We start from the raw sequence: 26,326 nt of genomic DNA on the forward strand, positions 1-26,326 counted from the left end.
TCCGGTGGTCTTATTTTGAGTGCTTTGAATGCGTCGTAAGCATTGCCCATCATTTCAGTCCTTGCAAGAAAGCGTTTGCCTTCTACCGTTAGCTCAACTGCCCTTATCTCTTTCAAGTCTTCAAGTATTTCTGCGTAAGAGAAAGTACTTCCAATCTCTTTCAGCTTTCTACATAAGGCAGTCTCCATTACAAGCGCAAGGAAACAGATCATTATGTGGCCCTTCACCTGTTTTTGGCAAGTAGGAAATCGCTCTTCCTCAATAAGTAAGAAAGGAGTGTTCTATTTTGCCTGTTTTGCCAGAAACACTCGACTTTAAGTAGATTCTATTTTGATGCATTAACTCCCTCTTGAGTAGATTTAATTATGATGCATTACGACGCCGGATCTGAGATAGAATATGCGTTATACGCTTGAATGAAGGTGGTGTCGCGCGATAAAAAAGGTAGACGACTCAATCCTGAAGAGTTTCATAGAATACAGTCGTCGTGTGGCACCAGAACACGACGATTAATATCTTCCTTGCGACGACTTTGTTGCAGATGAGAGACATCCCTCTGTAGTACTCTTAAGTGAAGATGGAAGAGTAATTGGAGCAGCTTCACTGATCCTTGAAGAACCTTATAGAAAGGCTGGAAAGGGAAGGTTCATGATCTTTCATTCAGAAACTTCGCAAGTCGGTGCTTACAGGTCGCTTCTGAATTCCATTTCCGGTATGATTTCCGAAGTTGACGAAGTATATATCTTCGTCTCACCCGGGCGACCGGTTCAGAAAATCCTTGAGGAAATCGGTTTCTCCATAGAAAGATACTTTTTTGTCCTAAAAGGAGGGCTTGAGCACGTTTCACTCGACATTCCCAAGGAAATCAATTCACAGATTTCTCGATTGACCTTCGTGGACAGGCATACTGTTGTATTATCAACTCGGCCTTCGCTGAAATTGCAGGTCACTTAGACATCACCGAGGACAAACTGAGAGAACTGACTTCAAACAGAAAGGTACCTGATTCCGGTATCCAGCTTCTTCTTAAGGGGAATGAGCCTATCGGGCCCTTCTTCTCAGAAATCAACGAAGATGGACATCTGGAAATCGGTCCCATAGCAGTTCTGCCGCGCTTTCAGGGGCATGAATTCGGTAGGTTATTATTGCGAAAGGCATTACGGCTTTCGCTGAAACACGAACTTGAAAGTGTCCTTTCGGTGAATGCGGCAAATGAAAAGGCTCTATCTCTAAAGAGGGTTTCGAAAAGATGTATAGCAAGGTTTGCTACAGACTACTTATCCCGCCTACTTCAACTTGCTTATGAAATTCAGGACTTCTTGTGCGTGACCCTTTGCTTTAACGCCTCTATACTCCCTAATGAGAACCCCTTCTTCGTCAATAATGAACGTCGATCTCTCAGTTCCCAGATACTCCTTACCGTACATCTTCTTCGGCTTAATCACGTCAAACAGCTTGTGTATCTCTTCATTCTTATCGCTTAGAATGGAGAAGTTTAGATCAAGTTTGAGTGCGAAGCCTTGATGAGACTTTTGACTGTCCCTGCTGATTCCTATTACAACCGCATTGTTACTGGCAAATTGATCCGCTAGATCTCTGAAGTTTTCCGCCTCAAGAGTACAACCCGAAGTATTGTCTTTTGGGTAGAAGTATAGAACGACTCTCTTGCCCGAAAAATCCGACAATGACACTTCAGTTCCGGTCTGATCGGGCAAAGAAAAATCGGGAACAGCTTTGTTCAACTCGATTTCTGCCACATTAGCACCTCCGGAATTCATACTGGCTGCCAACTACATACTCTTCACTTGACCAAAGCTAGGCGCCGTCTCTTCAACAACCATTATATGACAAATACCTCTACTCTTTCCGAACGCGGAGCTCTCTTTTCCTGCTCGCCATTATTTGAGTTCTCGAGTTACATTCATCCTATACTGATCAATTAAGAATGCCTTCTATTAACTGTCGCAGGAACCTCTATGATAACGAAAGAGTACTCTGAGCATGGATCTCTACCAGTCTAGAATACGTTCTAGTGATCTGTGAATGAATGCGGCGCACATACAAGATCAAAACAATGGCATGAATCGAACTTCCCCGAAATCCAAGGAGAATCAATGATTGTTTAGGTTTAATGAGCGTATCAAGTTCAGTGCTTGTCTTTGAAAAACGGAAAGTGAGAATTCGGCAATTCAAGACAAAAGAAACACTGATTTCCGTTTCGGGGTAATCGTCTTTCACAGGATTATTCCCTTGCGAGCTCAATGACATAATCTGTTCATTGACAGCATTCAACGTAAATTCAAAAGGCTTACATTGACTTGGCATGCTGATTCTCACTCGATGCATAGTTTTTCTGGCACAGAATTGCTTTGGCTTATTCAGTGGAGAAAATTCCACCCCTAATATCTCAAAAGAATAGCGGTCTCAGAACGGAGACCGCCTTTTTTTTGGAAAGACCTTGCAGCTGATATAATCATCTTGAGTTCACAGGTTGAACTGAATGGGGGGACGGATATGAAGTTTCTTGCGGCACAACTTCCGGAGAAGATAAGCTTCTTCGAAAGTATTGGGGATTATGACGGCGCTTTAAAGGAGATAGAGATCCAACTTGATGATTATCTCCCTTCGATAATGATTGAAAGACTAAGGTGGGAAAGAGAGAGAATCGTAAGGCTCAAAAACAACTATCCCTATTCGGCTTCAGAGGCTCTGGGGATTCTCTCAAGAGATCTTGAAGGATTCACTGAAGGGGAATTCGATTCTCTCAACAGCGCCAGAAAGCTCGACTCCATGATTTTCGACGGTGAAGAGAAATTCGAGAAAAGATTCGATAAGAACCTCCTATTCACGATGCCAGAATACGAGAAGCGACTGAAAAACAAGAACACAGATAGGGAAGCGACCAGAGTCTCTCTTCACAAAGAAATAGATCGACTGATAAGTGAAAGGCAACCCGCAAGATTCAGAGTAGTTGCAAAGTCATTGATTTCCGTCGAAGGTTCCGATGAAAGTGTCTATCGTTGCTGGTTACCTGTATCCAGAGTTGGAGATCAGGTGTCTTCAACGAGGATCTTGAGTTCAAGCCACAGCTATTTTCTATCACCGGCTAACTACTCTCAGCGTACTGTATACATGGAAGCGGCTGCAAAGAACGATACGGTTTTCAGCATCGAATATGAATACGAAATCTCCGAAATATCTACTTCCCTAGACCCCTTTAGCTGTGTAGAACCTGACGCAAAGAGATTCTCGGGCTATCTATGCGAACAAGCTCCTCATGTAGTCTTTTCGCCTCTAGTCAGATCTTTGGCGGAGGAAATTGTCGGGAGCGAAAATAACCCTTATTTCATCGCGAAGAGTTTTTACGACTGGATATGTGAAAACGTCAAGTACACTTTTATGAGTGAGTATGCACTCTATCCGAATCTCTCCGAATTCGCAGCCGTCAATCTTAGAGGCGACTGCGGAGTGAAGGCTCTCTTGTTCATTACCCTTTGCAGGATTAAAGGTATTCCTGCCAGATGGCAGTCCGGATGGTTTGCAGCTCCTTTGGGTGCCAGCCCTCATGACTGGGCGATGTTCTGGGTTGAGCCTTTCGGCTGGCTACCTGTAGACTGTTCATTTGGAGGGTCAAGAAAAGATATGCCGGCATACAGAGAATTCTATTTTGGTAATCTCGATGCATTCAGAATGGTTTCTAACTCAGCTTTCATGTCTCCCCTTGTGCCTGCCAAGAGATTCTATAGATCTGATCCTTACGATAACCAGGTAGGGGAAATCGAAACCGGGTCCAGAAACTTGAGGTCAAATGAGTGGGAATACTTACTGGAGATTTCATCGTTTGAAAGAATATTGTGACTCCTCCTGAAGTTGAAATTACCCGGCGAGACTAAACTTGTTGTTTTGCCTTGATACTCGATTGCTATCAAAGACAGCTCTAACTGCCGTGAATGTGGTTAAACGAAATTTGCTCCGATCAACTCAGTTAACTCTCTGGTCTTATATGCTTGCCTCAAAGATGTTCATGATTTAGGCTTCCCCACTATTTCCAGCTGAAAGAAAGTAAGGCAATTGCTGGTAAACTTACTTGCATTCATTCCAATTTAGGAGGCTTTCTATGAAGAAGACACTGATTTTGGTGTCACTACTGATTGTCTTTGCCAGCTCGGCTTTTTCACACATTCCCTTTTTCCTTACTCCTGAAGACTTTGTGGAAGGATCATATCTTGTAAAAGAAATTGATCTTTCCCAAATCTATTACTACATTTTCTCATCAGCGGAGAAGATCAGATTTGTTTTCGAAGGGACCGCCGGCCAACAGTTTCATATGCTTTTTGGAGTACCAAAGGAAGCTGACAATATGAAATCAACTGCAGATTTCCGACCGAATCTGACATTTTATGGTCCAGATCGAGAGGTTCTCGAAGACTTCTTCCTCGAAAGCACAGAACCTGAGATAATGTACGAGTTTTTTGGCGATACTTACTCATATCTTTACGTCAGGCACGACTCAGAGCTCACTAAAGAGGGGATCTATTCTGTTGAAATTGAGGCTGAAGGTTCCGGAAGGGCATGGATAACTTTCGGAAAAAAAGAGAGATTCACGGTAGCCCAGATAGCAGCTGTCCCAAGGTGGATTACAGAGATGAGAGCTTTCCATTATCATACCGGACTCGCAAAGTGGGAGAAATACGGTCTTGGAATAGTAGGAATCATAGGTACGACTCTCATAATACTTGTCTTTTTCTGAATGAAAAGGAATAGCAGAGCAAAGAGAGACAACGAAAAAGACGCCCGTTTTCGGACGTCTTAGTAATTATTGTACCACGGATATTTGTTAAAGTCAATTGCTTTGCGCATTACCACATAGTAAACTTCAGTTTCAGCTTGCACTCACTCTAGGGTTGGAAGATGTTTTCGGGTTCTAAGACAACACTTTTGACGGTATCAAACTGCAGTGCAGTCTTCTCAATCTGTGCCTTCAGGAGGCTCACTCTGCACGATCCACCTGAAGTGAATCCCAAAGGATCCGAGAATCTCAGATAGAGAACTCCATTTTCCAGCTTCGCTCCAAGAAACTGAAGCTCTCTGCCAGGGAATTCCGTCTTGAACCCGAGGTCTCGTTCTGCCTTTGTCAGTTCACCTCTTATAAGAAGACGTACAACGTCGTTAATTGGAGACTGAGAAACCGGAATTGTTCTTTGTACAGGGATAACAGCTTCTATATCGCAAGCTATTTCACCGTTTATCAATCTGTCTAGAAGCTCGTTGTAATAGTAAAGATTAACGTTCATAGTTCTCTGTACACCCGTTACAGCACTTATCTCCAGTTCAAGTGCCGCCTGATGCTTTTCGAGGTTCGCAATCTTGTCCGCAAGATTCTTCACCTTTCCCAGCTGAACAGCGAAAAGCACAAGAAGAAGGATTGAAAGCCCAAAAAAAACAACAACGGCTACCCTAAGAAATGGGAAAGATTGCTGCTTCTTAACCCTCAAAGAACTCACCTCTCAATCAATATCGAATCAATTATACATTCTCTATCCGAAACTCAGCTAAAATACTATGGTAGGAGGTAGAAGATGAAGATTGGATACACGTGCATCAACAGAACCGTAAAGTGCTGTTCTGCGAGGACACTCAGGCTTTCATCATACAGCGAAGAGAGATTGCTTGAAACTACAGCGGCAAATCTCATGTGCCTTGAAAAGATCCTTGAATTCAACAGAGCGAAGAGTATCCTCTTCTTCAGAATAACCTCAGACTTGATTCCGTTTGCATCCCACCCTGTTTGTAGGGTTGACTGGGAGATGCATTTCAAGAGTGACTTCGACAGAATCGGGAAGATGATAAGAACATACGATATGAGGATTTCAATGCACCCCGATCAGTTCGTCTTACTTAACTCACCCAAGCGTGAAGTTCTGGAAAACAGTATTTCTGAGCTTAAGTATCATGCCAAGCTTCTGGATCTTATGGGGCTTGACAAGAGTGCGAAGATTCAGATTCACTTTGGTGGAGTTTACGGAAAGAAGAAAGAGGCTATGGAAAGATTCATTGATCGGTACAAATATCTGCCCGAAAACGTACGCGAAAGGCTAGTCATTGAAAATGATGAGAGGCTTTACTCGCTGGTGGACTGTCTCTCGATAGATAACTCTACAGGTATTCCCGTACTTCTTGACGTATTCCACACTCAATTCTCGGCGATGGAATAACTCAAATGGATTCGCTGAAGCTTTCTCAGTGGACATGGCTTCCTGAAGACGGCATCCCCGTTGTCGACTACAGCACTCAACAAGGTGGAGCAAGAAAGGGTAAACACACGGAGAGCATCGATCTTGAGCATTTTTCAGACTTTCTTAGAGTAAGCAGTTCATATGATTTTGACATAATGCTCGAGATCAAAGACAAGGAGCTGTCTGCTCAATCTGCGATTCGCGTTGCTCAGACAGACGAGAGGTTTTCTCGTGTTACTAAGGGGTGTTGAAGCTGAGATCATTTTCAGATGGCTTCCGAATTCTGAGCTTGCGCTAAGTATGCTAGAATCTCCATGAGGTGAGGTGCTTGAAAAGACACGGTGATCTAAGTGGCTTCAGAAGAAATCTGACACTTCTGGTTTTCGATTCGTTGATGGTCTATTTCGCATTCATTTTAGGTATGTACTTCAGATACGGAATCTTCACTTTGGACGAACCTCAGTTTTTTGTCAATGGAGTCTACTTCAGCTTATTCATAGTAGTCTCTCTGATTCTGAATGGAGTCTATACAATAGCCTGGAGTTACAGCTACTTCAGAGATTATCTGATTATTCTAAGGGCGGTCGTCATAGGTTATGCAGTAGGGTTTGCTACCGGAAGACTTCTGAATCTTTTTGGCATCAGGTTTCTTACGGTACCATTCACGGTATCGACTATGGCTGCCATTATCTCTGTGTTTTTGATTATCTGGTCAAGGATATTCTGGCTGAGCATATTGAGTAGAAATCATCATGTCGTTTCCTCTGCAGAGAGAGTACTGATAGTGGGCGCCGGTGATGCGGGAACTTCAATAGCGGAGGAATTGTCTCGCCGCCCAGAAAATGGGCTGGTTATAGGGTTTATCGACGATTCCCCAAGAAAACTTCGAAAACGGATCAGGGGAATCCCGGTTTTGGGAAACACAGACGAAATCATGGCCTTGGTTGAAAAGATGGATGTGAAGCGAGTCATAATCGCAATCCCTTCTGCTGATGCAGCTACTTTGAGAAGGATTTTCTCAAAGATCGATGTGGGAAAGGTAAAAGCTCAGACGCTGCCTAGCATTACAGAGATAATGGATGGCAAAGCGAAGCTAGGATACTTGAGAGAGATCAACATCGAGGACTTGCTTGGCAGAGAGAGCGTGCGCATCGATGCGAATTCACTTAAGGATTACATTGTCGGAAGAACTGTACTCGTAACCGGTGCCGGAGGAAGCATCGGAAGTGAGCTTTGCAGGCAGATAGCTCCACTGAAGCCCAGAAGACTGCTGCTGGCGGGTAAGGGAGAAAACAGTATCTATGAGATCAGACAGGAGATTGGGTCGTTGTTTCCCGATCTCGATCTCTGTCAGCTGATTTGCGACGTTGCCGATTCATCAAGAATGAGGTATATCTTCGAGACGATGAAACCCGAAGTCATCTTTCATGCAGCGGCTCACAAACATGTACCTCTGATGGAGGAGAACCCGACGGAAGCGTTCAAAGTTAATTCCATTGGCACTTACAACGTTGCTATGCTTGCCAGTGAGTTCGGTGCGGAGACTATGGTGGTAATATCTACTGATAAAGCCGTCAAGCCGAGTTCTGTAATGGGCGTTTCAAAAAGAATCGCAGAGGAGTTCGTTAGGTCTATCTCATCGAGAAGTAAAACAAGGTTCGGAATAGTCAGATTTGGCAATGTTCTGGGAAGCAGAGGAAGCGTGATCCCCCTCTTTAAGAAACAAATCCAGTCGGGCGGTCCCGTTACCGTGACGGACCCAAGAATGACTAGATATTTTATGACTATCCCAGAAGCTGTATCGCTTGTGCTTCAGGCAGGAGCTTACTCCGGAGGCGGAGACGTTTTCGTGCTAGATATGGGAGAACCCGTCAAGATCTCTTCTCTTGCAAACGAGATGATCACACTGGCAGGATACGTACCGCAGCAAGAAATAGAAATAAAGTACACGGGAGTTCGACCGGGCGAGAAATTATTCGAGGAACTTGTCCTTACGAACGAAGAATTTATTCAGACGAAGCATCCAAAGATTTTTCGTCTGAAGACAAAGGAAGCAATGGATGAAACGACCTTATTTTCGATAGCCAGTCGCCTTAGGGCAGCCGTTGATAACAACGATTTTGAAGAGCTGAACAAAATCACGGCCGAAATAGTTGACGATGCCACAGTCAAAATAAGTGCCGGGTGTGATTTTCGATGAGATGGTATGTGGAATTTGTCAGAGATTTCCCCTTTGCTTCTGCAATGATTCAGTTTGCGATTCTCGGAACTCTTGGAGATTTCGTCAGCGCAAAGATTGCAGGTTCTAAGGAAAACCTCTCTGCTTCCGTAATGGTTTTGAAGGCGCTAGAATGGGCTTTCCTGTCAATCTTCATAAAGATTGCCTTCATTGGCTACGAGGGATTCGTTTCTGCTTTGGTAATCAACAGAATTCTGCCGACATCCTTCGCAGAAGACTCATTTCTGAATGCAGTCACACGGTCTGCATCAATGAATCTTCAGTTTGGAGTCTTCTTGGTTCTGTTTCACAGGTTGCTCGATAATCTTATTCTTCATGCTAAGAACTGGAAAAACGTCGATAAAGCCTTATTCTCTCTGATATGGTTCTGGCTTCCAGCACACACATTGACCTTTTTACTGCCAAAAGACTTCCAGATTGGTCTTGCCGCATTATGGTCGTTCATGCTGGGACTAATGCTTTCTCTATTTTCAAAGTCTCCCCAGGAGGTGAAGTAGTGTTTATACCCCTTTCCAGACCGGACATAACTGAAAGAGAGATATCCGCTGTTACTGAAATCATGAGTAGCGGAATTCTATCCATCGGACCAAAAGTCGCAGAATTTGAAGAAAGGTTTGCAGAATATATTGGTGTCGAGCACGCAGTTGCAGTAAACAGCGGGACCAGCGCCCTTCATCTTATAGTTCGCTCTCTCGACTTGAAACAGGACCAGGCGGTGATCACAAGCTCCTTCACTTTTGTGTCCTCAGCCAATGTTGCAGTATACGAAGGCGCCGTTCCTGTTTTCGCAGATATTGACGAGGCAACATACAACATCTCTCCAGAGACTTTGGAAGATGCTCTTGGCTATTATTCGAAAAACGGTTTGAATACAGGTCAAATTGAGTTAGGACCCTTCATTCCAGATGTTTTCATGGCGGTCGATATTTTTGGTCATCCCCTTGAATGGGACGGGATAGAAGGTGTCTGTAACAGACACGGCGTAAAAATCATAGAGGATTCATGTGAGGCGCTGGGGAGCTCCTTTATGGGGCGGAGAACCGGCACTTTCGGTCTCGCAGGTGCATTTGCATTCTATCCAAACAAGCAAATCACAACTGGGGAGGGTGGAATAATTGTTACTGACGACAGCAAGATTGCCGAATTATCGAAAAGCATGCGGAATCAGGGAAGAGGTACATCAGAAAATTGGCTTGAACATGTGAGGTTGGGCTACAATTATCGGATGGACGAGATGTCGGCAGCACTGGGTTTAGAGCAGCTTAAGAGAATTGATGAAATTCTAGCAAAGCGGCAGAGAGTTGCCGACAGATATGAGAAATTGCTTTCAAAGATTGATGGAGTAGAGACTCCCTTTGTGGCAGACTACGCTACAAGTATCGGCTGGTTCGTGTATGTCATAAGGCTTGATGAAAAGATAGAGAGAGACAACTTCATGAAATACCTCAATGACAATGGTGTTCAGTGCAGAGACTATTTCAGACCTATACACCTTCAACCCTTTTATATGACAAAGTTTGGATTCAAGAATGGCATGTTTCCCGTAACTGAAGAGCTCGCAAGAAGAACGGTTGCTATTCCTTTCTTCAATAATCTGTCTGAAGAAGAACAGCAGTTCGTTGCTCACACTATTGAAAAGGCTTTGGAGTATAACTGATGATGGCTTTTGTCTACGCTCTCGTTCTCTCGGCCGTACTATGTTTCCTTTTTCGTAGAGTTGGCATTAAGCTAGATCTGGTAGACAGGCCTTCGGGGACTCTAAAGCCCCACGAAAAACCGATTAGCTATATGGGTGGAACTGCAATTCTACTTGCGCTTGTTCCATGGCTAATTCAGAGTCCGGAGTTCTTCCCCGCAATAATCATCATGTGGACTCTGGGCTTTGCGGACGACATAAGAGGCATATCACCAAAGATCAGACTGGTAGTGGAAATTCTTGTTGGATTCTCCGTTGCATTCGTAATCTACGGCTTCTCGACAGTCGATTCGATAATACTATCAATCATCTTTGCAGGAACGGTTAACGCCTATAATATGGTGGATGGACTTGACGGAATATGCTCAACTAATATGATTGTTTTCGGAATCTTCGCCTTCTTCACGGGATTTATGCCTCTTATGTCTCTTGCAGTCGCTGGCGCTTATGCCGGATATATGATCTTCAACTTTCCCCCCGCAAGGCTTTTTATGGGGGACCAGGGATCATACATCGCCGGAACATTTGTGGGAACGTTACTCATACAGTCTTGGGGAAGTCAGAATTTCGTTCGAGTTGCAGCTATTTGCTGGCCCGTAGTACTTGACCTTTTCGTGGGTTTCTTGAGAAGATCTATTGCGAAGAAATCACCTTTCACAGGTGATAGAGATCACTATTATGACAAAATATTCAAGCTCTGTGGACAGAAAAAGAGAGCCACGCTATTAATATCTACCGGCATGGCTCTCTTCTATGCAGTCTTAGGGCTATTTCTTCCAGTTACGCTAATTCCCCCTGTACTACTGTTGACTTCGTTGACTCAGATCTTCCTTCTTAAGTCTCTACGAACTACTTCTTAAACCATCTAATTTTGAAGAGTATTATGGCAACAAGAAACGCCACAACTCCCGAGAGACCCATTGACCAGTAGAAGATAGAACTGTAGTTCATAAAAGGAAGTTTGACATTCATTCCATACATCGATGCAACCAGTGTCGGAATCTGAAGAGACAAAGTCACTATTGTCAGTATCTTCATTACAACGTTGAGGTTGTTGGAAATAACAGACGCGAAGGCATCCATCATTCCCGTCAGAATGTCGCTGTAAATATTCGCCATCTCTATAGCCTGTCTGTTCTCAATGGAAATATCCTCAAACAGCTCTTCGTCCTCCTCGTATAAAGTTAGAATGTTGGCTCTCTTCAGCTTTTCAAACATCAACTCGTTGGACCTAAGAGATGTGGTAAAGAAGACCAAAGACTTTTCAAGATTCAACATTGCCACCAGTTCTTGATTCCTGGTCGATCTGTGCAACTCTGATTCGACTTCATTTGACAGTCTTCGGATTTCCTTCAGATACCTAAGGTAATAAACCGTTGCCCTATCGAAGATTCTTAGAAGAAAACGATTACGCTTCTTGGTTGATATGTCCCTAACTCTGCCTTCAACTATGTCAGAAACAATGGCGTTTTCGAAACCACTTATGGTAACAAAATAACCGGACTTCATAGCGATACCAAGAGTGGTCGTTCTGTAAGGAACCGCCTCGTCGTTGATATCGAAGTATGGAAGCTTAGTAATCACGTAGATGAGTTCTTCGTCTTGCTCAAACCTTGCCCTTTCTTCCTGATCTAGAGCATCATACACAAAGTCCTCGTCGATCTCCAAACTTCTGAGAAAAGCTATATCACCACTGTCAGGTGCAATAACATTGATCCAGCAGCCTTCCGTCGGTGACTCTATGACTTTCATTTTTCCATTCTCTGAAATCAGTATCTCTCGCACACCTACACCTCCTCTTCTAGTAGCAAAGCAACTCCGATTAGATAGAGGGAGGCTTCAATGGGCGAGACAAATCAAAGTGGTGGTTCACTCTCACTACTGTATAATTCCATTTGGCTCACCTCCGCTTTGAGATTATATCACGCAATTAATCATCACTATCTCGTGATCCGAAATTCTCTGAACCGCCGGATAGTTGTCTGCCATCTAAAATAAAATGGAATTCGCGAGATTTTATGACGAGATACAAAACCGCTTTTTCGTTATAATCTCTTATGAGTTGGATCAGTCTTAACAGCTACAACAGACCAAAGGAGATGACTAAAGTGAAAAAATACACAATTCTGATATTTCTTCTGGCAATCTCTCAGCTCTTTTCTCTCTATCTTAATGATGTTTCTGGGGATGGGGTAACGATTAACTGGTTTACCGAGGAGCCTTCCGACTCTTTCCTGATAGTATACGATGGTTCAAATGAATCAATCTATTCCGAGCAGGAAGTTACGTTGCACAGATTCAAAGTCTCCGGTCTTCAACCGGGAATGAGTTACGCATACACTGTAAAAAGCGAAAAGGACGGAAAAGTAATCTTCAGGAATGGCGGCATACTTACAACAGCTCCTTTGAAAAGGACCCCATTTAGCTTCGCAGTCTATGGAGACAGCAGGAGCAACCATGCGGTGCATCTCGAAATTGCCCATGGAATTGCCCGTGAAAATGTTCCGCTGGTCATACATACAGGAGATCTCGTATCCTCAGACGACACTCTCGATGAATGGACAAGTTTTTTCAATGTAATTGACATCTTATCGGATAGCGTCTTCTACAGTACAATTGGTAATCACGAGGCATCTGCTGAGAACTACACAAAGTTCTTTGCTTTTCCCGGCAATAAGCGATACTATAGCTTCTGGTACGGAGACGTATTCTTTATCTGTCTAAATACGAATGAAGCTTTCGACAAGTATTCACAGCAGTACATTTGGCTGTTGACGGAACTCGAAGAGGCAAAAGAGGAAGACCCTGCATTCACAATAGTCTACTTCCACCATCCCCCCTATAGTTTCGGTCCTCATGGCGACCATCTCTATATAAAGCAGTATCTTGTACCGGTATTCGAAGATTACAAAGTAGATCTAGTTCTAAACGGGCATGATCACGGTTACCAGAGGGTCGAGAAAAACGGTGTGACCTACGTTATTTCAGCCGGTGGTGGTGCACCGCTCTATGACATTGGTTCAGGAAAAGACCTGATCGCCTCTGCAAATGCATATCACTACATGTTGTTCAACTATACCGTTGATGGTCTGTTTGGTTATGCGAAGACGGCAAAGGGATTGATTCTCGACAGTTTCTATATCCAGAGACGAGATTAACGGCTCTTTACTGCAATTCAGGAAGCGTAAAGTTCTTAAACCACCGATAATAATCGTCGTTGTCGTTCATAAGCACCTACTGATAAGGATTTTACAATATAGTGCGACTGCCGGAGACTTCAAGAATCTGAACTTGCACTACTTATTGCTCGGAAATTCTTCTCTAGCAGCACATTTCAGCAGCAAGGACAAATAGGAATACTCTAATAAAACCCCTATAACACCTTCTGTGTATAAATAAAATGTGGAAAAAACTTCAGGAGGTGTGGCCATGAAGAGTTTCGGTACTGTATTTGTTTTGCTCATGTTAGTCGGAACGGCATTTGGTTCTACTCTTGTTATTAAGGGCTCAAACACTGTTTATCCTGTCGCACAGCTGTGGGCCGAAGCCTACAAAGAAATCAACCCGGATGCAGAGATATCGATTGAGGGTGCGGGGTCTTCAACCGGTATAAAAGCTCTGTTCAACGGACAGGCAGACATAGCAAACTCCAGTAGATGGATCAAGAGCTCGGAGATCGAGCAGATGAACAAAGAAGGTAAGTACTTCATTCCCTTCATCGTTGCATACGATGGAATAGCAATAGTTGTCAATAAGTCTCTTGAGATCGAAAACATAACTGTTCAACAGCTTTACGACATTTACTCGGGTAAGGTGACCACATGGAATCAAATCGATTCTTCGCTGCCAAAGAACAGAATAGTTCCGCTGTCCAGAGATAATGCATCGGGAACATTTGAGTATTTTGTTGAACATGTTATGAAAGGCGATAAGCTGGCCCCTCAGGTTCAGCAATTGGCATCGACAAGGGCGGAAGTCGAGCAAATAATGCAGAACAAGTATGCGATCGGTTACATAGGCATGGGATACATAACTGAAGACGTGAAAGCTCTTACAGTAGAGAATATTGAACCGACCGTAGCTAACGTAAACTCCGGTGCATACCCAATATCAAGGCCGCTATTCATGTTTGTCGATGCAACCAACGGACTCCCCACCGGTGTTATAGGAGACTTCTTGAGATTCGCTCTTTCACCTGAAGGCCAGTCGGCGGTTCTCAGTGTGGGCTATGTAAACGCTTACGGCATAGAGTAGGAACGGATGAAGCGAGTTGAGTAGGAAGAGAATTGACCTTTTCTCAAGAGTGTTGGTAACGGGCGCTGCCCTACTGACAATGGTTATTCTGTTCGGAATATTCTTCTTTCTGATATCTGATGGAGTTAGAGTCTTTGGAAAGATATCTTTGAGAGACTTCTTCCTCAGCACTCGCTGGTACCCAACGTACGAGGATGCCGAATTCGGCATCCTCGCTCTCTTGTCCGGCACGCTTGCAGTCACAGGGCTTACATTGCTTATCTCTATCCCGTTGGGGTTCATATCCGCTATTTTCCTTGCGGAGTTCGGAAACAGGAAGACACATGATTTCCTGAAGTATGTATTTGAGCTTACGGCGGGAATACCTTCAGTAGTACTGGGAAGTTTTGGTCTCAAATATATTTCCAAATGGTTGATGGACCTATTCCCGATGAAAGTGTGGACCGGACTGAATATTTTGAATGCCTCTTTGATGCTTTCTGTTCTTGCAATACCTTATTTCGTAACTCTGATAGAAGATGCGTTGAAAGCCGTCCCAGTAGATCAGAAAGAAGCCTCACTGGCACTCGGCGCCAATATGACCTCAACTCTTTTCAGGGTGCTCATTCCCCAGGCCAGAAGTGGAATTCTCAACGCAATCATTCTTGGAACGAATAGAATAATTGGAGAGACGATGGTGGTCTTAATGATTGCAGGGGGGGCAACCATGATTCCACAATCAATCTTCGATCCTGTAAGACCCCTAACAGCTGCAATAGCAGGTGAAATGGGAGAAGTGGAGCTAGCAAGTACTCATTACTTCGCCCTCTTCATGATAGGAGTAGTCCTTCTGATGATATCACTTATCTTCACAGTTACGGCAATGCGCTTGAAGAGAGGAATGAGAAGATGATAATAGATAGAATTGCGAAGATAGTTTTCGGAATCATATCCTATCTTCTGGTGACCATAATTCTTTTAATCGTAGGGTTCCTAATACTGTCTGGTCTAGATGATATAAACCTGGAGTTTCTGACTTCATTTCCAAGAAACTCAATGACCGAAGGCGGAATCTGGCCTTCAATACTGGGGACTGTTTATTTCCTGTCGATAGCTCTTCTTTTCTCGGTACCTGTTGGGATACTCGCAGCAGTATATCTCAGTGAGTATAGTAAGGAGAATCGTCTGCAGCGCCTAGTGCTTACAGCAAACAATATTCTTGCCGGAATACCTTCCGTCGTCTTCGGAATGTTCGGCTTGTCGCTTTTCTCGATCACCTTTGGATTCGGAACTTCAGTCATTGCAGGAGGTCTGACACTCGGAATTATGTCACTTCCGTATATAATCTCCAATACTCATGAAAGTCTTGTAGCGGTCCCGAAGTCATACAGAGAAGCATCGCTGGCCTTGGGCGCCAATAAAGCCGAAACAACCTTCAAAATTGTTATACCTGCATCCTCTTCAAGAATACTTACCGGAGTAATCATCGCAATTGGAAGAATAATTGGTGAGACCGCGCCGTTGCTTTTCACAGGAGCTGCATTCTATATAACCAGAAATCCTTCTAGTCCTTTTGAACCGGCGATGGCTCTTCCTACACATATTTTCGTGCTCTCCGCGATATATCCTGATAATGTAACTCCAAAGTTGGAGGGAAGCGTATCAGTTCTCTTGATCATCGTGGTGGCGCTGTTCATGTCGGTTGCAATCAGGAGAAGAAGGGAATCTCGGAAGATGGAGGGATGAGATGACTGAACCAATATTCAAAATAAAAAACCTAAATGTCTTCTATGGCGAGAAGCATGCTCTTAAAGAAGTTACCTGTGATATACCTCAGAGAAAGGTAACTGCAGTAGTAGGTCCGTCAGGTTGTGGGAAATCGACCTTTCTGAGAGTTCTAAACCGAATGAATGACTTAATTCCTTCATACAAGCATACCGGTTCTGTCAAGCTCTTAGGCGATGAGATTCTAGATATGGATCCTGTATTACTCAGGAAACATATCGGAATGGTATTTCAGAAGCCAAATCCCTTTCCGAAGACAATACAGGAAAACGTCACTTACGGCCCAAGAATTCATGGCATTAGGAACCGCCAAGTTCTGCGTGAAATAACCGAGAAATCACTAAAGCAAGCTGCTCTATGGGACGAAGTCAAAGATGAACTGAAGAAGAATGCAGCAAATCTGTCGGGAGGCCAGCAGCAAAGACTCTGCATAGCAAGGGCTCTTTCTGTAGAACCCGACGTCCTTTTGTTGGACGAGCCGACAAGCGCTCTTGACCCTATTGCTACTCAGAGAATAGAAACGTTAATAGAAGAACTCTCTGAGAAGTATACTATTGTTATAGTAACCCACAATTTGCAGCAGGCACTGAGGATCTCGGATTATGTTATGTTCTTTTATGTTGGAGAGTTAGTAGAGTTTGATACGACGGAAAAGATTACCTCAAATCCCAAGGATCAAAGGACAAGCGACTATCTGAGAGGAATCTTTAGTTGACGGGAGTTGGTTCTGATGACACCAGAGAGACAAAGACATCTTGAAGCGGGACTCAACAGGCTCAAATCAATGCTTTCAGACATGATGGAGAACGTAAGATCCAGTATTCAGAAAGCCATCGATGCGCTGGATAGACTTGATGGCGACCTTGCAAGAACTGTTATCGAAAACGATGAAGTTATTGATGACTTGCAGAGAAAAATGGATACGGAAATCTGCAATTACATTGGCCGATTTCAACCTCTGGCAGAAGACCTCAGGTATGTTCTGACGATGATGAAATTGGCTACAGATCTAGAAAGGATAGGCGATCTTGCTGTAAATATTGCTGAAGTTGCAGTTGGGTACGAGAACCAGACTCTGGTCAAGCCCCTCATTCACATAAAGAAGATGACTGCCGTGGTAGAAAAGATGCTGGAAGAGGTAATTGACGCTTATTACGGCAAGGATACGGAAGCCGCCAAGGGAGTTTGGACTGAAGACAGTAAGGTTGACGAATACTATCTTTACATCAAGAGGGAAGTGAGAGACAAGCTGATAAGCATGTCTGACCCCGGCGCAATTGGTCAGCTTCTTGACCTGTTGCTAGTATCAAGATTTCTGGAAAGAGCCGGCGACCATGCAACGAATATCGCTGAAGAGATCTACTACATAAAAAAGGGTGAGAGTCTTAAGGAGGAAATGCGACGTTGAAGGTATTGATTGTTGATGACGATCTCGATATTCTGAACATTGTTAGGACAGCTTGCGAAAACGAGAGTATGGAGACTTTCACAGCCGCGAGTGCAGAGGAACTCTGGACAGCTCTTCGGGCAGGAAGACCAGACGTAATATTACTTGACATTATGCTGCCCGATGCAAACGGTCTTGATCTAGTGAAGAAGATCAGGATTAAGCATCCAAGAATTCCCATAATCTTCTTGACTGCAAGGAAATCGGACCTTGACATGATACTCGGATTGGAACTAGGTGCCGATGACTATGTCACAAAGCCTTTTAATCCGCGGGCTCTCGTAGCGAGAATAAAGGCCGTAATGAGGAGAAGCGAGCTATCCGGCACATTGGACGAGAATCTTGCAATAGGCGAGGCCATTGTGAACCTGAAATCGTACACCGTTACCAAGAACGGCAGGACCGAAGAACTCACCAGACGTGAATTCGAGTTGCTAAAGTTGCTAGCGGAGAATCCCGGGAGGGTTTTCACGCGAGAAGAGCTGCTGGATAAGGTGTGGGGGATTGATTTCTTCGGAGACTTCAGAACTGTAGACGTACACATCAGCAAACTAAGAGAAAAAATCGGAGAAGGGTTCATTCGGACAGTAAGGGGAGTGGGCTACAAATTTGCACTAGGGGATCAGAAGTGAACGAATCATTGCTCAACGAACTCAGTGAAGGAATCATAATGGTCGATGAAGGCCTGGTTATATCGTATGCGAACTTATCGGCCAAAAAGTTACTTGGCGAAATCGAGGGATCGGCTCTTCCCGATGCTCTTCATGTTCAGGGGATTTCGAACATAGTAGACAGCTTCATCTCTGGATCTCATTACTGTACAGATACGGTATTTGTTAAAGACGAGACAACCCACTATTTGAAGATCAAAGTCTCACCCCCTTACGTGATTGCCAGAAATATAACAAGTGAAAAGTTGTTTGAGAGTGCCAAGATGGATTTCGTAAATTCAATCGTTCATGAATTCTCAACACCTCTGGCCGTCATAAACGGCTACGTGCAACTACTGATGGACAGGAACAGTGAACTGCCCAACGATGTCTCTGAGACAATCGATAGAATATCCAGATCAACAGGAAGACTTTCAAGACTCGTCGAAGAGCTTGGTATACTATCCAACCTCGAACTGCAGAACTACAGAGTAAAAGTTGAAACAGTGAATCTAAGAGAACTTGTAGATGAAGCCATAGGCGACCTTCAAGCCAAATGGAATCGAAAGAAACTCGAGATCATCACAACTGTGTCGCCGGATACTTATGCCGCCGTGGACTCGATGCTCCTCTTCAGAGTAATATCCAACCTCATCTCGAATGCTGTCAAGTATTCGAGTGTCGGGAATAAAATCGAAGTGGTTTCTCGTGAAGACGAATCTAATATCTACATCTCCGTGAAGGATGATGGAATAGGCATTAAGAGTGACGAACTCCCCAGAATATTTGAAAGATTCTATCGAGCTAGCAACGCTAGGACATCGGGGTCGTCTGGACTTGGATTGGGGCTATCTCTCGTCAAGCACGCTCTAAATCTAATAAATGGGACAATAGACGTCAGGTCAAGATATATGATGGGGACAACTGTAACCATTACTTTTCCCAAGAACATGTAAGCGTATCACCTTCAAGACTCCAATATGTCTGATCTTCCACGTATAACCGACTCATACTGCTCTCAGCAGGTCTCTCACCAATTATCTCAAACAAGTGTGCGTTCGGCTTGAACGGATTTTGCACATGCTATAATATGAAGAAAGTGTTCATTCAAACCAAATTCGAACTCTCTCTTTTTGGAGTTGTTGCTCATGAAATTTGGATCACACAATATTGCTTTATATAACAACAGCAAAGCCTTCAGAATTACACTCGACTCTGTTTTGAGCGAAGGTCTGTTTAATAACGCCAAGATTCTATATCTGGGGGCCGAATCGGAATTCACAGTTTTGAAGAAAATCCTTCTTGACAGAGAAAGCAGTATCGATGAATTGCTGGAAGCAAAGTCGTTGGAACTCATTGAAACAACTCAGTCGTACCTAAAGCAAGGGACTTTCGATCCAGATAGCTCCATCATGTTTCTTGAAAAAGCGGTAATGGATGCTTTAAAAGAAGGATTCGAAGGCCTCTGCGTAGCAGGAATAGGCACTCCGATCTTCGAATCGGGTGCAAGGCTTGAAAAGCTTCTTGAGTACGAAGCATCCGTTAATGACTTGGTTGAAGAATTCCCGATAGCGGCAATCTGTCTATACGATACAGCAAGAATGGACCGAAAAAATGTTCTCGAGATTTCCAGGCTCCATCCATATGTTCATCGAACGGGGGAGTTTTCAATGAATGATGATTACTGCAGCGCTCCTGATAGAGACATAGAGTTTGATATTGCCAGCCGTCTTGATATCTGCAGGGGGACCGCTGATTCGCTGTTGGAGATGTTTAAGATCAAGAGCATCTACGTGGAAGCTCATGAAGTTAATGTCTCGAGGCTTGCAGTTGCAATAGCCGATGAGATGGGGCTTGATTCCTTTACAAAAGTTTGTATTGAAATGGCCGGAAAGATTCACGATATTGGTATGATTTCACTGTTTCTTGATATGATTAGCAGGCCCGGCCCTCTCCATAGTTTTGAGTTGAAGCTTCTTCAAGAACATCCAAGAACCGGGTTCGAACTTACCAAAAGAGTTCCATTTCCGGACAAAGTTTCAAATGCGATTCTTCAGCATCACGAAAGGATGGACGGGTCGGGATATCCAGATGGTTTGACTGGCTCTGAAATAAGTCTTGAAGGATGTATTCTTGCAGTCTCAGAGGTAGTTTCGGCAATGAGCTTTTATAGACCTTACAGGACCACTTACGGAGTGAAGTTTGCTCTTGCCGAAATCGCTAAGAACAGCGGATCTCTTTATCATGCAGGCGTAGTAGAGTCTTGCATCGCCGTTTTCAGAAAGGGCTTTTCTTTTGCGGAGAACTCCACAAATTACTGAAAAGCTGCCTCTTCAACAGTTCATATATGATACCTAATGTATGCTACGCAAGTCAGATCTATCAATACCTGAAGTTCTTAATCCGTATAAACCAATTCTTTACCTAATACAAGACGACACTCCTTGTAATAAGCTCAGATGTATCTCTTCTTATCAAGTGTTCTATCCACTTTTTCCAGAGTCTGCATTGTTCCGTTTCTAAGCCTTATCGACTTCTCAAGCAAGAGTTGAATCACAGCAAGCTGGCATACTCTTGGTTGAAGAAGTGGTATCCCAGTCTCATGTCCTCCCTGGGCGACATAGACCGTCTCAGTAGAAACGCTGACAATTCTTGATCCGATCCCACCTGTAATCGCTACAGTATATGCTCCAGAATCAGAGGCTACTTCGATTGACTTGACAGTATCTCTGATATTTCCGCTAGCAGAAATCCCAAAAACAATGTCGCCTTTGTTCAGAGAAACGGCCGTCATTATTTGCAAATGAGGATCAGTATAGAAGGCTGTCGAAAAACCTGCCCTCATGAAGAGCGTGGCTCCAAATTCCGCTACTATTCCGCTAGAAGCCACTCCGAAGAATATTAGCCTGCTTGCCTTCACAATTCGACTTGCGATTCTGTCAAGCTGAACTTCGTCTATTAGATGATTCTGCTGATTCAGTGCTTCAATAAGATCTGAAATCAACTTGTTCTTGTCAGCAGAAATCGACGGAGTTTCACTCGAAAGCTCTCTTGCCAGCTGGATTTTGAAAGCCTGGTAGCCATTGAAACTCAACTTCTTTGATAATCTGAAGATAGTGGTCTCACTCGTCCCGGCGAGCACAGACAGTTCGCTAATTGAATGGTGAATCACATCATCCGGAAAATCGATAATGTACTTCGCGGCCTTCTTCTCAGCCGGATTCAACCCCTTTATCATAGCTTTGAGTTTCTCTGTTATTCTGAACTCTTCTCCCATATTGATATCAACTCATCCTTTGTGCTCATAAACTTCTCAAGGAGTCTGTCGGTTTCCTTTTCGGCTTTCTCTTGAGATTCTTTCTCAGTTCTCGAAACAAAATTCGCAACTTTCCCAAAATAAAGAGGAACGAGCAACTCTATCAGTCTATTCCTAAGTGCAACATTTCTGTATCTTGAAGCAATCCTGTATATGATTCTAACCCATAGATCATCATCAATCATCGCATTCGTTTTTCCAAGAAGGAACAGCTCATGAGAAATATCCGATCCAAGGATCTCCCCAATGAAGCCCTCTTGCTCTTTAATGCCCTCATAACACTTGAGAATCATATTTCCCAAATCGACTTCTACCGATTCTGGAACTCCAGCTGCCACTTCACCATAGATTGGCGATTCATAGTAATCTGTAACCGCTGTCCAGTAATCTTCATATCTCTGCATAAGGGAAAACAAAGTGCCAACGACTTCCCTAAACATATTTCCAAGCTGCTTGCCTGGATCCTTCACGTCATGAATTTTCGTACCTAAAGCAGCCTGGTATATTCTTCCTCTTGCCTCATTAATGGCAGAAGTGGTCATCCAGATATCAATTCCAAATCTGGAAACGTCGGACTTCCATGTCTCCTCAGATACGGAAATGTAATAGTCAAGCATCTCTCTGCCTACACCGAAATCTCCTCCAATAGGTTGTCTTACCTTCTTTCCATAAAGGGCCGTTGTTAGAGGGTAGCATATGCTGTTGGTTATCGTGCCGTCATACTTGTGTCGAATATAGTAAGGGGTAACGTACGCTGCGTTCTTTTCAAAGATCGGACGCGCAAGTCTATCTATCCAAAAAGGTTCTACACTTCTTAAATCCGAGTCGAGAAATACCACTGCCTGAGCATCGAGAGTGAGGGCTTTCTCCATTATCGATCTCATTGCGCTTCCCTTTCCGGAGATCCCCCGGTATCTGAAAGAAAGCAGATCTATTCCATCACTGGAAGCTGAATAGAAAACCTCTTCAGTATTGTCCGTCGATCCTCCGTCTGAATTGATGATACAGCCTCTCAACGATGGGAAAAACTTACCGAGACCTTTTGCTGCCGTCTCGACTACGTATTTGATAGTATTCGAGTTGTTAAAACTAGGTATTCCGATTACTATGTCATATGATTTCTGATTCAGTCCAGGCATGTTTCCACCTCCTATTCTTTGACACCTCCGGCAGTGAATCCGCTTGTCAGGTACTTCTGCATGAGACTGAAGATGATTATGATTGGGATTGCCGAAACTACTGAAGCCGCCATCAGCCTTCCCCATACTGCATGAGCCGAACCGGAAAACGCATTCAACCCAATTGGAAGAGTGAAGAGATCCTTATAGGATTTTAGGCCAAGGAAGGCAGATGCAAACAAGTATTCGTTCCATCCAATCATAAAGGCATAGATATATACTGTGACAATTGCTGGAAGAGAGAGCGGAATAACAATCTTGAAGATCGCCTGCACTCTGGAACAGCCATCGATAATCGCCGCTTCTTCTATTGAAAACGGAATTGTCCGGAAATAGTTTCCCAACATATAAAGAGAAACCGGAAGTGTCTGAATAACATAGACCATGATCAGATAAACTCCGGTACCAAATGGAGTAGAAAGGATTCCAAGTTTCACCGCCATCTGATAAAGCGGCACCATTATTACGGTACCACCGAACAGATACACGAAAAGAACCGAACGCTGAACAAGTCCCCTACCCTTGAATCTCAGCCTCGAGAATGCATATGCTCCTAAAATCGCTACGAAGAGGCTTATCAAAGCGGAAATCCCTGCGAATATCAGCGAGTTTCTAAGGTATTTCAAGAAGGGAAATTCACTAGCTCTCTCTTCCAATATTTTTGTCTTCTGCGCTTCGAATAATTTCAGTTGAGCCTTTGCCTTTTCGAAACCGGCGGCAAGCGCTTCCTCGGAGAGAGCGTTGTCAACCTCGGCTCTCAAATCCGTGAACCGTTTCACATCATTTGCACTGAATATGGTTTTCATGTTTTCCTCGATTATTGAAGCCTCCTCTGTACCTGGAACGAGCGAGTTTTCAATAAACTCTTCCCTGTCTGTTACATCAATTCCACTGAAGTCGATCACAAGATCAACGATATCTCTCAGTTCTTTTTCCTTGGCCTTGAGCTGTACATCATGAACATACCGCGTATACACTTCAATTGAGGCCGTTCTCTCTTCCAACTCATCTATCCTCTTCAATACAGGTTCAAGATTTGCCCTAATTATCTCATCGCCGAAAAACTCTGTCTCACTACTTTGAATAAGCCCAAATATCTCCAGATAGTTTCTGATTGTGAAATCTGAGAATGTCATTTTGTTCGGATCGTAGTCTGCCTTAAGAGATACATGAACCATGAAATAAAACGGAATGAGTATGAAGAAACAGATTAAAGAGATCCCCAATGCAAACATGACTCTTCTGAAAGGTGTCTTCTTCCTTACCATTTCAACACCTTCTTCACGTATGCAGTTATCAGCCCAAGCATAATTACCATAAGGATTGTTGCAATTGCCGCGGCCACTCCGTACTCCGGCGAAGTTGTACCGATAACCCTTTCATAGATAAAGATAGGCAGAGTGCCAGCTCTCTTGCTGATCAGATAGACCTCGTCAAACTTATAGAAATTCCAGATACCCCTCATGAGAGCGACAGCACCCATGACGAAATAGATCTCCGGTAGAGTGATATTCGTGAACTTACTCCATGATGTTGCTCCATCGATTTCTGCAGCCTCGTAGTACTCATCGGGAATAGATTGAAGTCTTGAAAGCAGCATCAGGTAAACAAAAGGGAAGTTCCGCCAAATGTTGAATATCGATGCCACAAAGAATGCATTGTTCGAGTTGTTTAGGAGATCAAGTTGCGGAGAGACCCATCCGAGACTTTGACTGAATAACTGCATAAAAGGCCCGTAGCTTGGATCAAATATGTACTTCCATGAAAAGACTATCGAGATAAGTGGGGTAATGTATGGAAGCAGAATGATCGTCCTAACTATCGCCCTCCCCTTGAACTCCTTGTTCATCATCAGCGCTACTCCGAGACCCAACAATATACTTCCAATAACTGTCATCAGAGTGAAACCAACTGTTATGAAGAAGGACTTCCAGAAAGCAGCGTCTTTGAAAACTCGGATATAGTTTTCTAATCCTACGAACGTTGAACTAGTAATCCCGTAGTCGAAAAACGAAATGTATATGTTATACGCCACCGGATAGATTATCAATATCATCAGTAGGATTACTGTTGGCGAAACAAGTTTCCAACCTAAACTATTTTCCTTCTTCAATATGGAAGAGGCTGCTTGCTGCATAAGATCTACCTCCAAAAAAGGAAGGCCCCGGCTCCGGGGCCTTCGATGTCAGGCGTTTATCTTCCTATAAGCTTTCTAATGTCCTCTCTCCAGAAGGTTAGAACCTGATCTGGGGTTGCGTTGTTATCGAACATCATGACTATGCCATTACCTATAGTGAAGGCTCCGGATATCTTTCCCATTTCGGGGAAGACTCTTCCTTCTACATAACCGAACTTCTCAATGTTCTCCATACCATAAATGATTGCCTTGATCTTTTCTGCGCCGTAGCTCTTATAAATCCCCTTTGGATCGTTCAGGAATTCTTCGCTTTCAGCTATGGAAGCTCTTGTAGGAAGCATTCCACCGGGAGCCATATGTATGTACTTTATGTAATTGTCCGGCTCGAACATGAAATCGAGAAGTTTGAGAACATCAAGCTTGTTCTGGGAAGACTTGACGATCGCGAGCGACAAGACCTGTCCAAAGGAGGAAGGCCTGCTGTTAGTCATCATGGGAGCGAATTCAGTGTTCTTAACAAGATCTGGATCAAAGTCGCTTATGAACTGAGTCTGAATCTCGGCAAGAGCCAGGTCATCCATGACGTAAGTTGAGTAGAACATCATAGGTGTCCTACCCGCAAGATAGAGTTCTCTTGCCTGCTGCCAGTAGGTATGTCCTGGAGCTGAATATGCGCCAAGGTCCTTGTAGAACTGAAGTACCTCTCTCATCTCAGGAGAGTTAATGACTACATTTCCGTCCTTGTCGAAAATCCTTGCTCCGTTTGACAAAGCAAAGATTGTGAAGACCTGTTCCGCGTAGGCATCGTTGGTCTTTCCAAGTACGATTCCATACATTCCATTCTGAGGATCGTGGAAATACTTTGCCGCCTCCATAATCGCATCCCAAGTTGTTGGTTCGGCAAGACCCGCTTCTTCAAACCAATCTCTTCTGTACCAAATTCCTTGAACCCATCCGTGATAAGGAATAGCAAAATACTGATCCCCAGCCGGAGTAATAACAAATCTTGTTGCACCAGTGTAGAAATCCCCTGCATTTCTGATGAATCTTGTTGGAATCACAGTATCCAGAAGACCGTCAGCTCCAAGGCCGAGAATAGTTTCAGCGCCAGCTTCAATTAGGTCTGGAAGTGTATCGGCCGCAGAAGCCGCAGCCAATTTCGAGAACATCTCGTTCTCCTCGATTGCCACAACATCAACTTCTACTCCGGTTTCAATTGTAAACGACTCGATCAACTGAGCGATAATCTGCTGTCTGGATTCTTCTTCCTGAGTGTGCCAGTAAACAAGTTTTCCAGTCATTGTTACCGAAAGCATCAATACCAGAAATACTACAAAGAATATTTTTTTCATTTTCACCACCTCCGAAGGAAATTTTTTTCACCCTAATGATACCAAACTTCTTCTTTC

At 43.7% G+C, this 26,326-nt stretch carries 26 protein-coding genes and 2 pseudogenes; 19 read left to right on the plus strand and 9 right to left on the minus strand.

What is annotated here, in order from left to right; genetic code table 11:
- Positions 1-230: pseudogene (locus tag B3157_RS09585) on the minus strand (IS1634 family transposase); the annotation flags it as partial.
- Between the two features lie 418 nt (positions 231-648).
- Between B3157_RS09585 and B3157_RS09590 the strand changes: the two are divergent.
- A complete protein-coding gene (locus B3157_RS09590) occupies positions 649-954 on the plus strand; it encodes a hypothetical protein (protein ID WP_292590261.1) in 306 nt (101 codons plus the stop codon).
- Between the two features lie 26 nt (positions 955-980).
- Positions 981-1,217, plus strand: a pseudogene (locus B3157_RS12910) (GNAT family N-acetyltransferase); the annotation flags it as partial.
- A gap of 69 nt (positions 1,218-1,286) precedes the next feature.
- Here the strand turns inward: B3157_RS12910 and bcp are convergent.
- Positions 1,287-1,757 (minus strand): thioredoxin-dependent thiol peroxidase, encoded by a 471-nt coding sequence (gene bcp / locus B3157_RS09595; protein ID WP_214079830.1) that lies wholly within the window; start codon positions 1,755-1,757, stop codon positions 1,287-1,289.
- Positions 1,758-2,514: 757 nt separating this feature from the next.
- Between bcp and B3157_RS09600 the strand changes: the two genes are divergently transcribed.
- Positions 2,515-3,858, plus strand: coding sequence for a transglutaminase-like domain-containing protein (locus B3157_RS09600; RefSeq protein ID WP_292590264.1), 1,344 nt, complete (start codon positions 2,515-2,517; stop codon positions 3,856-3,858).
- 259 nt (positions 3,859-4,117) lie between these two features.
- Positions 4,118-4,750: a hypothetical protein gene (locus B3157_RS09605; protein WP_292590266.1), complete on the plus strand. Its 633-nt coding sequence runs from the start codon at positions 4,118-4,120 to the stop codon at positions 4,748-4,750.
- 148 nt (positions 4,751-4,898) lie between these two features.
- Here B3157_RS09605 and B3157_RS09610 read toward each other — a convergent pair whose 3' ends face one another.
- On the minus strand, positions 4,899-5,495 hold the full coding sequence (locus tag B3157_RS09610) for a GerMN domain-containing protein (RefSeq protein ID WP_292590268.1): 597 nt from the start codon (positions 5,493-5,495) through the stop codon (positions 4,899-4,901).
- An 84-nt stretch (positions 5,496-5,579) separates the two neighbouring features.
- Here B3157_RS09610 and uvsE point away from each other — a divergent pair, with 84 nt between their 5' ends.
- The 6 genes from uvsE to B3157_RS09640 all read left to right on the plus strand — a co-directional run bounded on the left by uvsE (position 5,580) and on the right by B3157_RS09640 (position 11,031).
- Complete coding sequence (uvsE, locus tag B3157_RS09615) at positions 5,580-6,215, plus strand: UV DNA damage repair endonuclease UvsE (RefSeq protein ID WP_292590271.1); 636 nt, start codon at positions 5,580-5,582, stop codon at positions 6,213-6,215.
- A gap of 5 nt (positions 6,216-6,220) precedes the next feature.
- Positions 6,221-6,487 (plus strand): hypothetical protein, encoded by a 267-nt coding sequence (locus B3157_RS09620; RefSeq protein ID WP_292590273.1) that lies wholly within the window; start codon positions 6,221-6,223, stop codon positions 6,485-6,487.
- Positions 6,488-6,564: 77 nt separating this feature from the next.
- On the plus strand, positions 6,565-8,436 hold the full coding sequence (locus tag B3157_RS09625; protein WP_414674178.1) for a nucleoside-diphosphate sugar epimerase/dehydratase: 1,872 nt from the start codon (positions 6,565-6,567) through the stop codon (positions 8,434-8,436).
- Positions 8,433-8,972 carry a hypothetical protein gene (locus B3157_RS09630; protein WP_214060561.1) on the plus strand — a complete coding sequence of 180 codons (540 nt, stop codon included), beginning with the start codon at positions 8,433-8,435 and terminating at the stop codon, positions 8,970-8,972. The genes B3157_RS09625 and B3157_RS09630 overlap by 4 nt, the downstream gene beginning before the upstream one ends.
- The gene (locus tag B3157_RS09635; protein WP_292590276.1) at positions 8,972-10,132 is read left to right on the plus strand and encodes a DegT/DnrJ/EryC1/StrS family aminotransferase; all 1,161 of its coding nucleotides are present in this window, start codon (positions 8,972-8,974) and stop codon (positions 10,130-10,132) included. The genes B3157_RS09630 and B3157_RS09635 overlap by 1 nt, the downstream gene beginning before the upstream one ends.
- The gene (locus tag B3157_RS09640; protein ID WP_292590278.1) at positions 10,132-11,031 is read left to right on the plus strand and encodes a glycosyltransferase family 4 protein; all 900 of its coding nucleotides are present in this window, start codon (positions 10,132-10,134) and stop codon (positions 11,029-11,031) included. Before B3157_RS09635 ends, B3157_RS09640 begins: the two co-directional genes overlap by 1 nt.
- On the opposite strand, the gene B3157_RS09645 is transcribed toward B3157_RS09640, so the two are convergent.
- Positions 11,021-11,956 carry a magnesium transporter CorA family protein gene (locus tag B3157_RS09645; protein WP_103134656.1) on the minus strand — a complete coding sequence of 312 codons (936 nt, stop codon included), beginning with the start codon at positions 11,954-11,956 and terminating at the stop codon, positions 11,021-11,023. The genes B3157_RS09640 and B3157_RS09645 overlap by 11 nt on opposite strands.
- A 314-nt stretch (positions 11,957-12,270) precedes the next feature.
- Between B3157_RS09645 and B3157_RS09650 the strand changes: the two genes are divergently transcribed.
- From B3157_RS09650 to B3157_RS09690, 9 genes are all read left to right on the plus strand, one after another.
- The gene (locus B3157_RS09650; RefSeq protein WP_292590280.1) at positions 12,271-13,329 is read left to right on the plus strand and encodes a metallophosphoesterase; all 1,059 of its coding nucleotides are present in this window, start codon (positions 12,271-12,273) and stop codon (positions 13,327-13,329) included.
- Between the two features lie 271 nt (positions 13,330-13,600).
- A complete protein-coding gene (locus B3157_RS09655; RefSeq protein ID WP_292590281.1) occupies positions 13,601-14,425 on the plus strand; it encodes a PstS family phosphate ABC transporter substrate-binding protein in 825 nt (274 codons plus the stop codon).
- Between the two features lie 16 nt (positions 14,426-14,441).
- A complete protein-coding gene (pstC, locus tag B3157_RS09660) occupies positions 14,442-15,317 on the plus strand; it encodes a phosphate ABC transporter permease subunit PstC (protein WP_214059895.1) in 876 nt (291 codons plus the stop codon).
- Positions 15,314-16,150 carry a phosphate ABC transporter permease PstA gene (gene pstA / locus B3157_RS09665; protein WP_214059894.1) on the plus strand — a complete coding sequence of 279 codons (837 nt, stop codon included), beginning with the start codon at positions 15,314-15,316 and terminating at the stop codon, positions 16,148-16,150. The genes pstC and pstA overlap by 4 nt, the downstream gene beginning before the upstream one ends.
- Position 16,151: 1 nt before the next feature.
- A complete protein-coding gene (gene pstB / locus B3157_RS09670) occupies positions 16,152-16,904 on the plus strand; it encodes a phosphate ABC transporter ATP-binding protein PstB (RefSeq protein WP_214059893.1) in 753 nt (250 codons plus the stop codon).
- A 15-nt stretch (positions 16,905-16,919) separates the two neighbouring features.
- Positions 16,920-17,597: a phosphate signaling complex protein PhoU gene (gene phoU / locus B3157_RS09675; RefSeq protein ID WP_292590283.1), complete on the plus strand. Its 678-nt coding sequence runs from the start codon at positions 16,920-16,922 to the stop codon at positions 17,595-17,597.
- Positions 17,594-18,268, plus strand: a complete 675-nt coding sequence (locus B3157_RS09680; RefSeq protein WP_214059891.1) for a response regulator transcription factor — start codon at positions 17,594-17,596, stop codon at positions 18,266-18,268. The genes phoU and B3157_RS09680 overlap by 4 nt, the downstream gene beginning before the upstream one ends.
- A complete protein-coding gene (locus B3157_RS09685; protein WP_292590284.1) occupies positions 18,265-19,242 on the plus strand; it encodes an ATP-binding protein in 978 nt (325 codons plus the stop codon). Before B3157_RS09680 ends, B3157_RS09685 begins: the two co-directional genes overlap by 4 nt.
- A 192-nt stretch (positions 19,243-19,434) precedes the next feature.
- Positions 19,435-20,607, plus strand: coding sequence for an MEDS domain-containing protein (locus B3157_RS09690; protein ID WP_292590285.1), 1,173 nt, complete (start codon positions 19,435-19,437; stop codon positions 20,605-20,607).
- Positions 20,608-20,741: 134 nt separating this feature from the next.
- Here B3157_RS09690 and B3157_RS09695 read toward each other — a convergent pair whose 3' ends face one another.
- From B3157_RS09695 to B3157_RS09715, 5 genes are read right to left on the minus strand one after another with little or no spacing between them, the layout of a single operon-like run.
- Positions 20,742-21,563 (minus strand): MurR/RpiR family transcriptional regulator, encoded by an 822-nt coding sequence (locus tag B3157_RS09695; RefSeq protein WP_121551253.1) that lies wholly within the window; start codon positions 21,561-21,563, stop codon positions 20,742-20,744.
- Positions 21,542-22,741 (minus strand): glycosyltransferase, encoded by a 1,200-nt coding sequence (locus B3157_RS09700; protein WP_214059946.1) that lies wholly within the window; start codon positions 22,739-22,741, stop codon positions 21,542-21,544. The genes B3157_RS09695 and B3157_RS09700 overlap by 22 nt, the downstream gene beginning before the upstream one ends.
- A gap of 11 nt (positions 22,742-22,752) precedes the next feature.
- Complete coding sequence (locus B3157_RS09705) at positions 22,753-24,048, minus strand: carbohydrate ABC transporter permease (protein ID WP_292590286.1); 1,296 nt, start codon at positions 24,046-24,048, stop codon at positions 22,753-22,755.
- Positions 24,042-24,917, minus strand: coding sequence for a carbohydrate ABC transporter permease (locus tag B3157_RS09710; RefSeq protein WP_214059948.1), 876 nt, complete (start codon positions 24,915-24,917; stop codon positions 24,042-24,044). Before B3157_RS09710 ends, B3157_RS09705 begins: the two co-directional genes overlap by 7 nt.
- Positions 24,918-24,973: 56 nt before the next feature.
- The gene (locus B3157_RS09715) at positions 24,974-26,269 is read right to left on the minus strand and encodes an ABC transporter substrate-binding protein (protein ID WP_102818814.1); all 1,296 of its coding nucleotides are present in this window, start codon (positions 26,267-26,269) and stop codon (positions 24,974-24,976) included.
- Positions 26,270-26,326: the final 57 nt, after the last annotated feature.

The sequence above is a fragment of the Mesotoga sp. UBA5557 genome (assembly GCF_002425715.1).
GTDB lineage: Bacteria > Thermotogota > Thermotogae > Petrotogales > Kosmotogaceae > Mesotoga.

Coding starts and splice junctions, on each gene's coding strand:
- B3157_RS09590 (WP_292590261.1), top strand. CDS start 649: ATGATCTTTCATTCAGAAACTTCGCAAGTCGGTGCTTACAGGTCGCTT.
- B3157_RS09600 (WP_292590264.1), top strand. CDS start 2,515: ATGAAGTTTCTTGCGGCACAACTTCCGGAGAAGATAAGCTTCTTCGAA.
- B3157_RS09605 (WP_292590266.1), top strand. CDS start 4,118: ATGAAGAAGACACTGATTTTGGTGTCACTACTGATTGTCTTTGCCAGC.
- uvsE (WP_292590271.1), top strand. CDS start 5,580: ATGAAGATTGGATACACGTGCATCAACAGAACCGTAAAGTGCTGTTCT.
- B3157_RS09620 (WP_292590273.1), top strand. CDS start 6,221: ATGGATTCGCTGAAGCTTTCTCAGTGGACATGGCTTCCTGAAGACGGC.
- B3157_RS09630 (WP_214060561.1), top strand. CDS start 8,433: ATGAGATGGTATGTGGAATTTGTCAGAGATTTCCCCTTTGCTTCTGCA.
- B3157_RS09640 (WP_292590278.1), top strand. CDS start 10,132: ATGATGGCTTTTGTCTACGCTCTCGTTCTCTCGGCCGTACTATGTTTC.
- B3157_RS09650 (WP_292590280.1), top strand. CDS start 12,271: ATGACTAAAGTGAAAAAATACACAATTCTGATATTTCTTCTGGCAATC.
- B3157_RS09655 (WP_292590281.1), top strand. CDS start 13,601: ATGAAGAGTTTCGGTACTGTATTTGTTTTGCTCATGTTAGTCGGAACG.
- pstA (WP_214059894.1), top strand. CDS start 15,314: ATGATAATAGATAGAATTGCGAAGATAGTTTTCGGAATCATATCCTAT.
- pstB (WP_214059893.1), top strand. CDS start 16,152: ATGACTGAACCAATATTCAAAATAAAAAACCTAAATGTCTTCTATGGC.
- phoU (WP_292590283.1), top strand. CDS start 16,920: ATGACACCAGAGAGACAAAGACATCTTGAAGCGGGACTCAACAGGCTC.
- B3157_RS09690 (WP_292590285.1), top strand. CDS start 19,435: ATGAAATTTGGATCACACAATATTGCTTTATATAACAACAGCAAAGCC.
- B3157_RS09695 (WP_121551253.1), bottom strand. CDS start 21,563: ATGGGAGAAGAGTTCAGAATAACAGAGAAACTCAAAGCTATGATAAAG.
- B3157_RS09700 (WP_214059946.1), bottom strand. CDS start 22,741: ATGCCTGGACTGAATCAGAAATCATATGACATAGTAATCGGAATACCT.
- B3157_RS09705 (WP_292590286.1), bottom strand. CDS start 24,048: ATGGTAAGGAAGAAGACACCTTTCAGAAGAGTCATGTTTGCATTGGGG.
- B3157_RS09710 (WP_214059948.1), bottom strand. CDS start 24,917: ATGCAGCAAGCAGCCTCTTCCATATTGAAGAAGGAAAATAGTTTAGGT.
- B3157_RS09715 (WP_102818814.1), bottom strand. CDS start 26,269: ATGAAAAAAATATTCTTTGTAGTATTTCTGGTATTGATGCTTTCGGTA.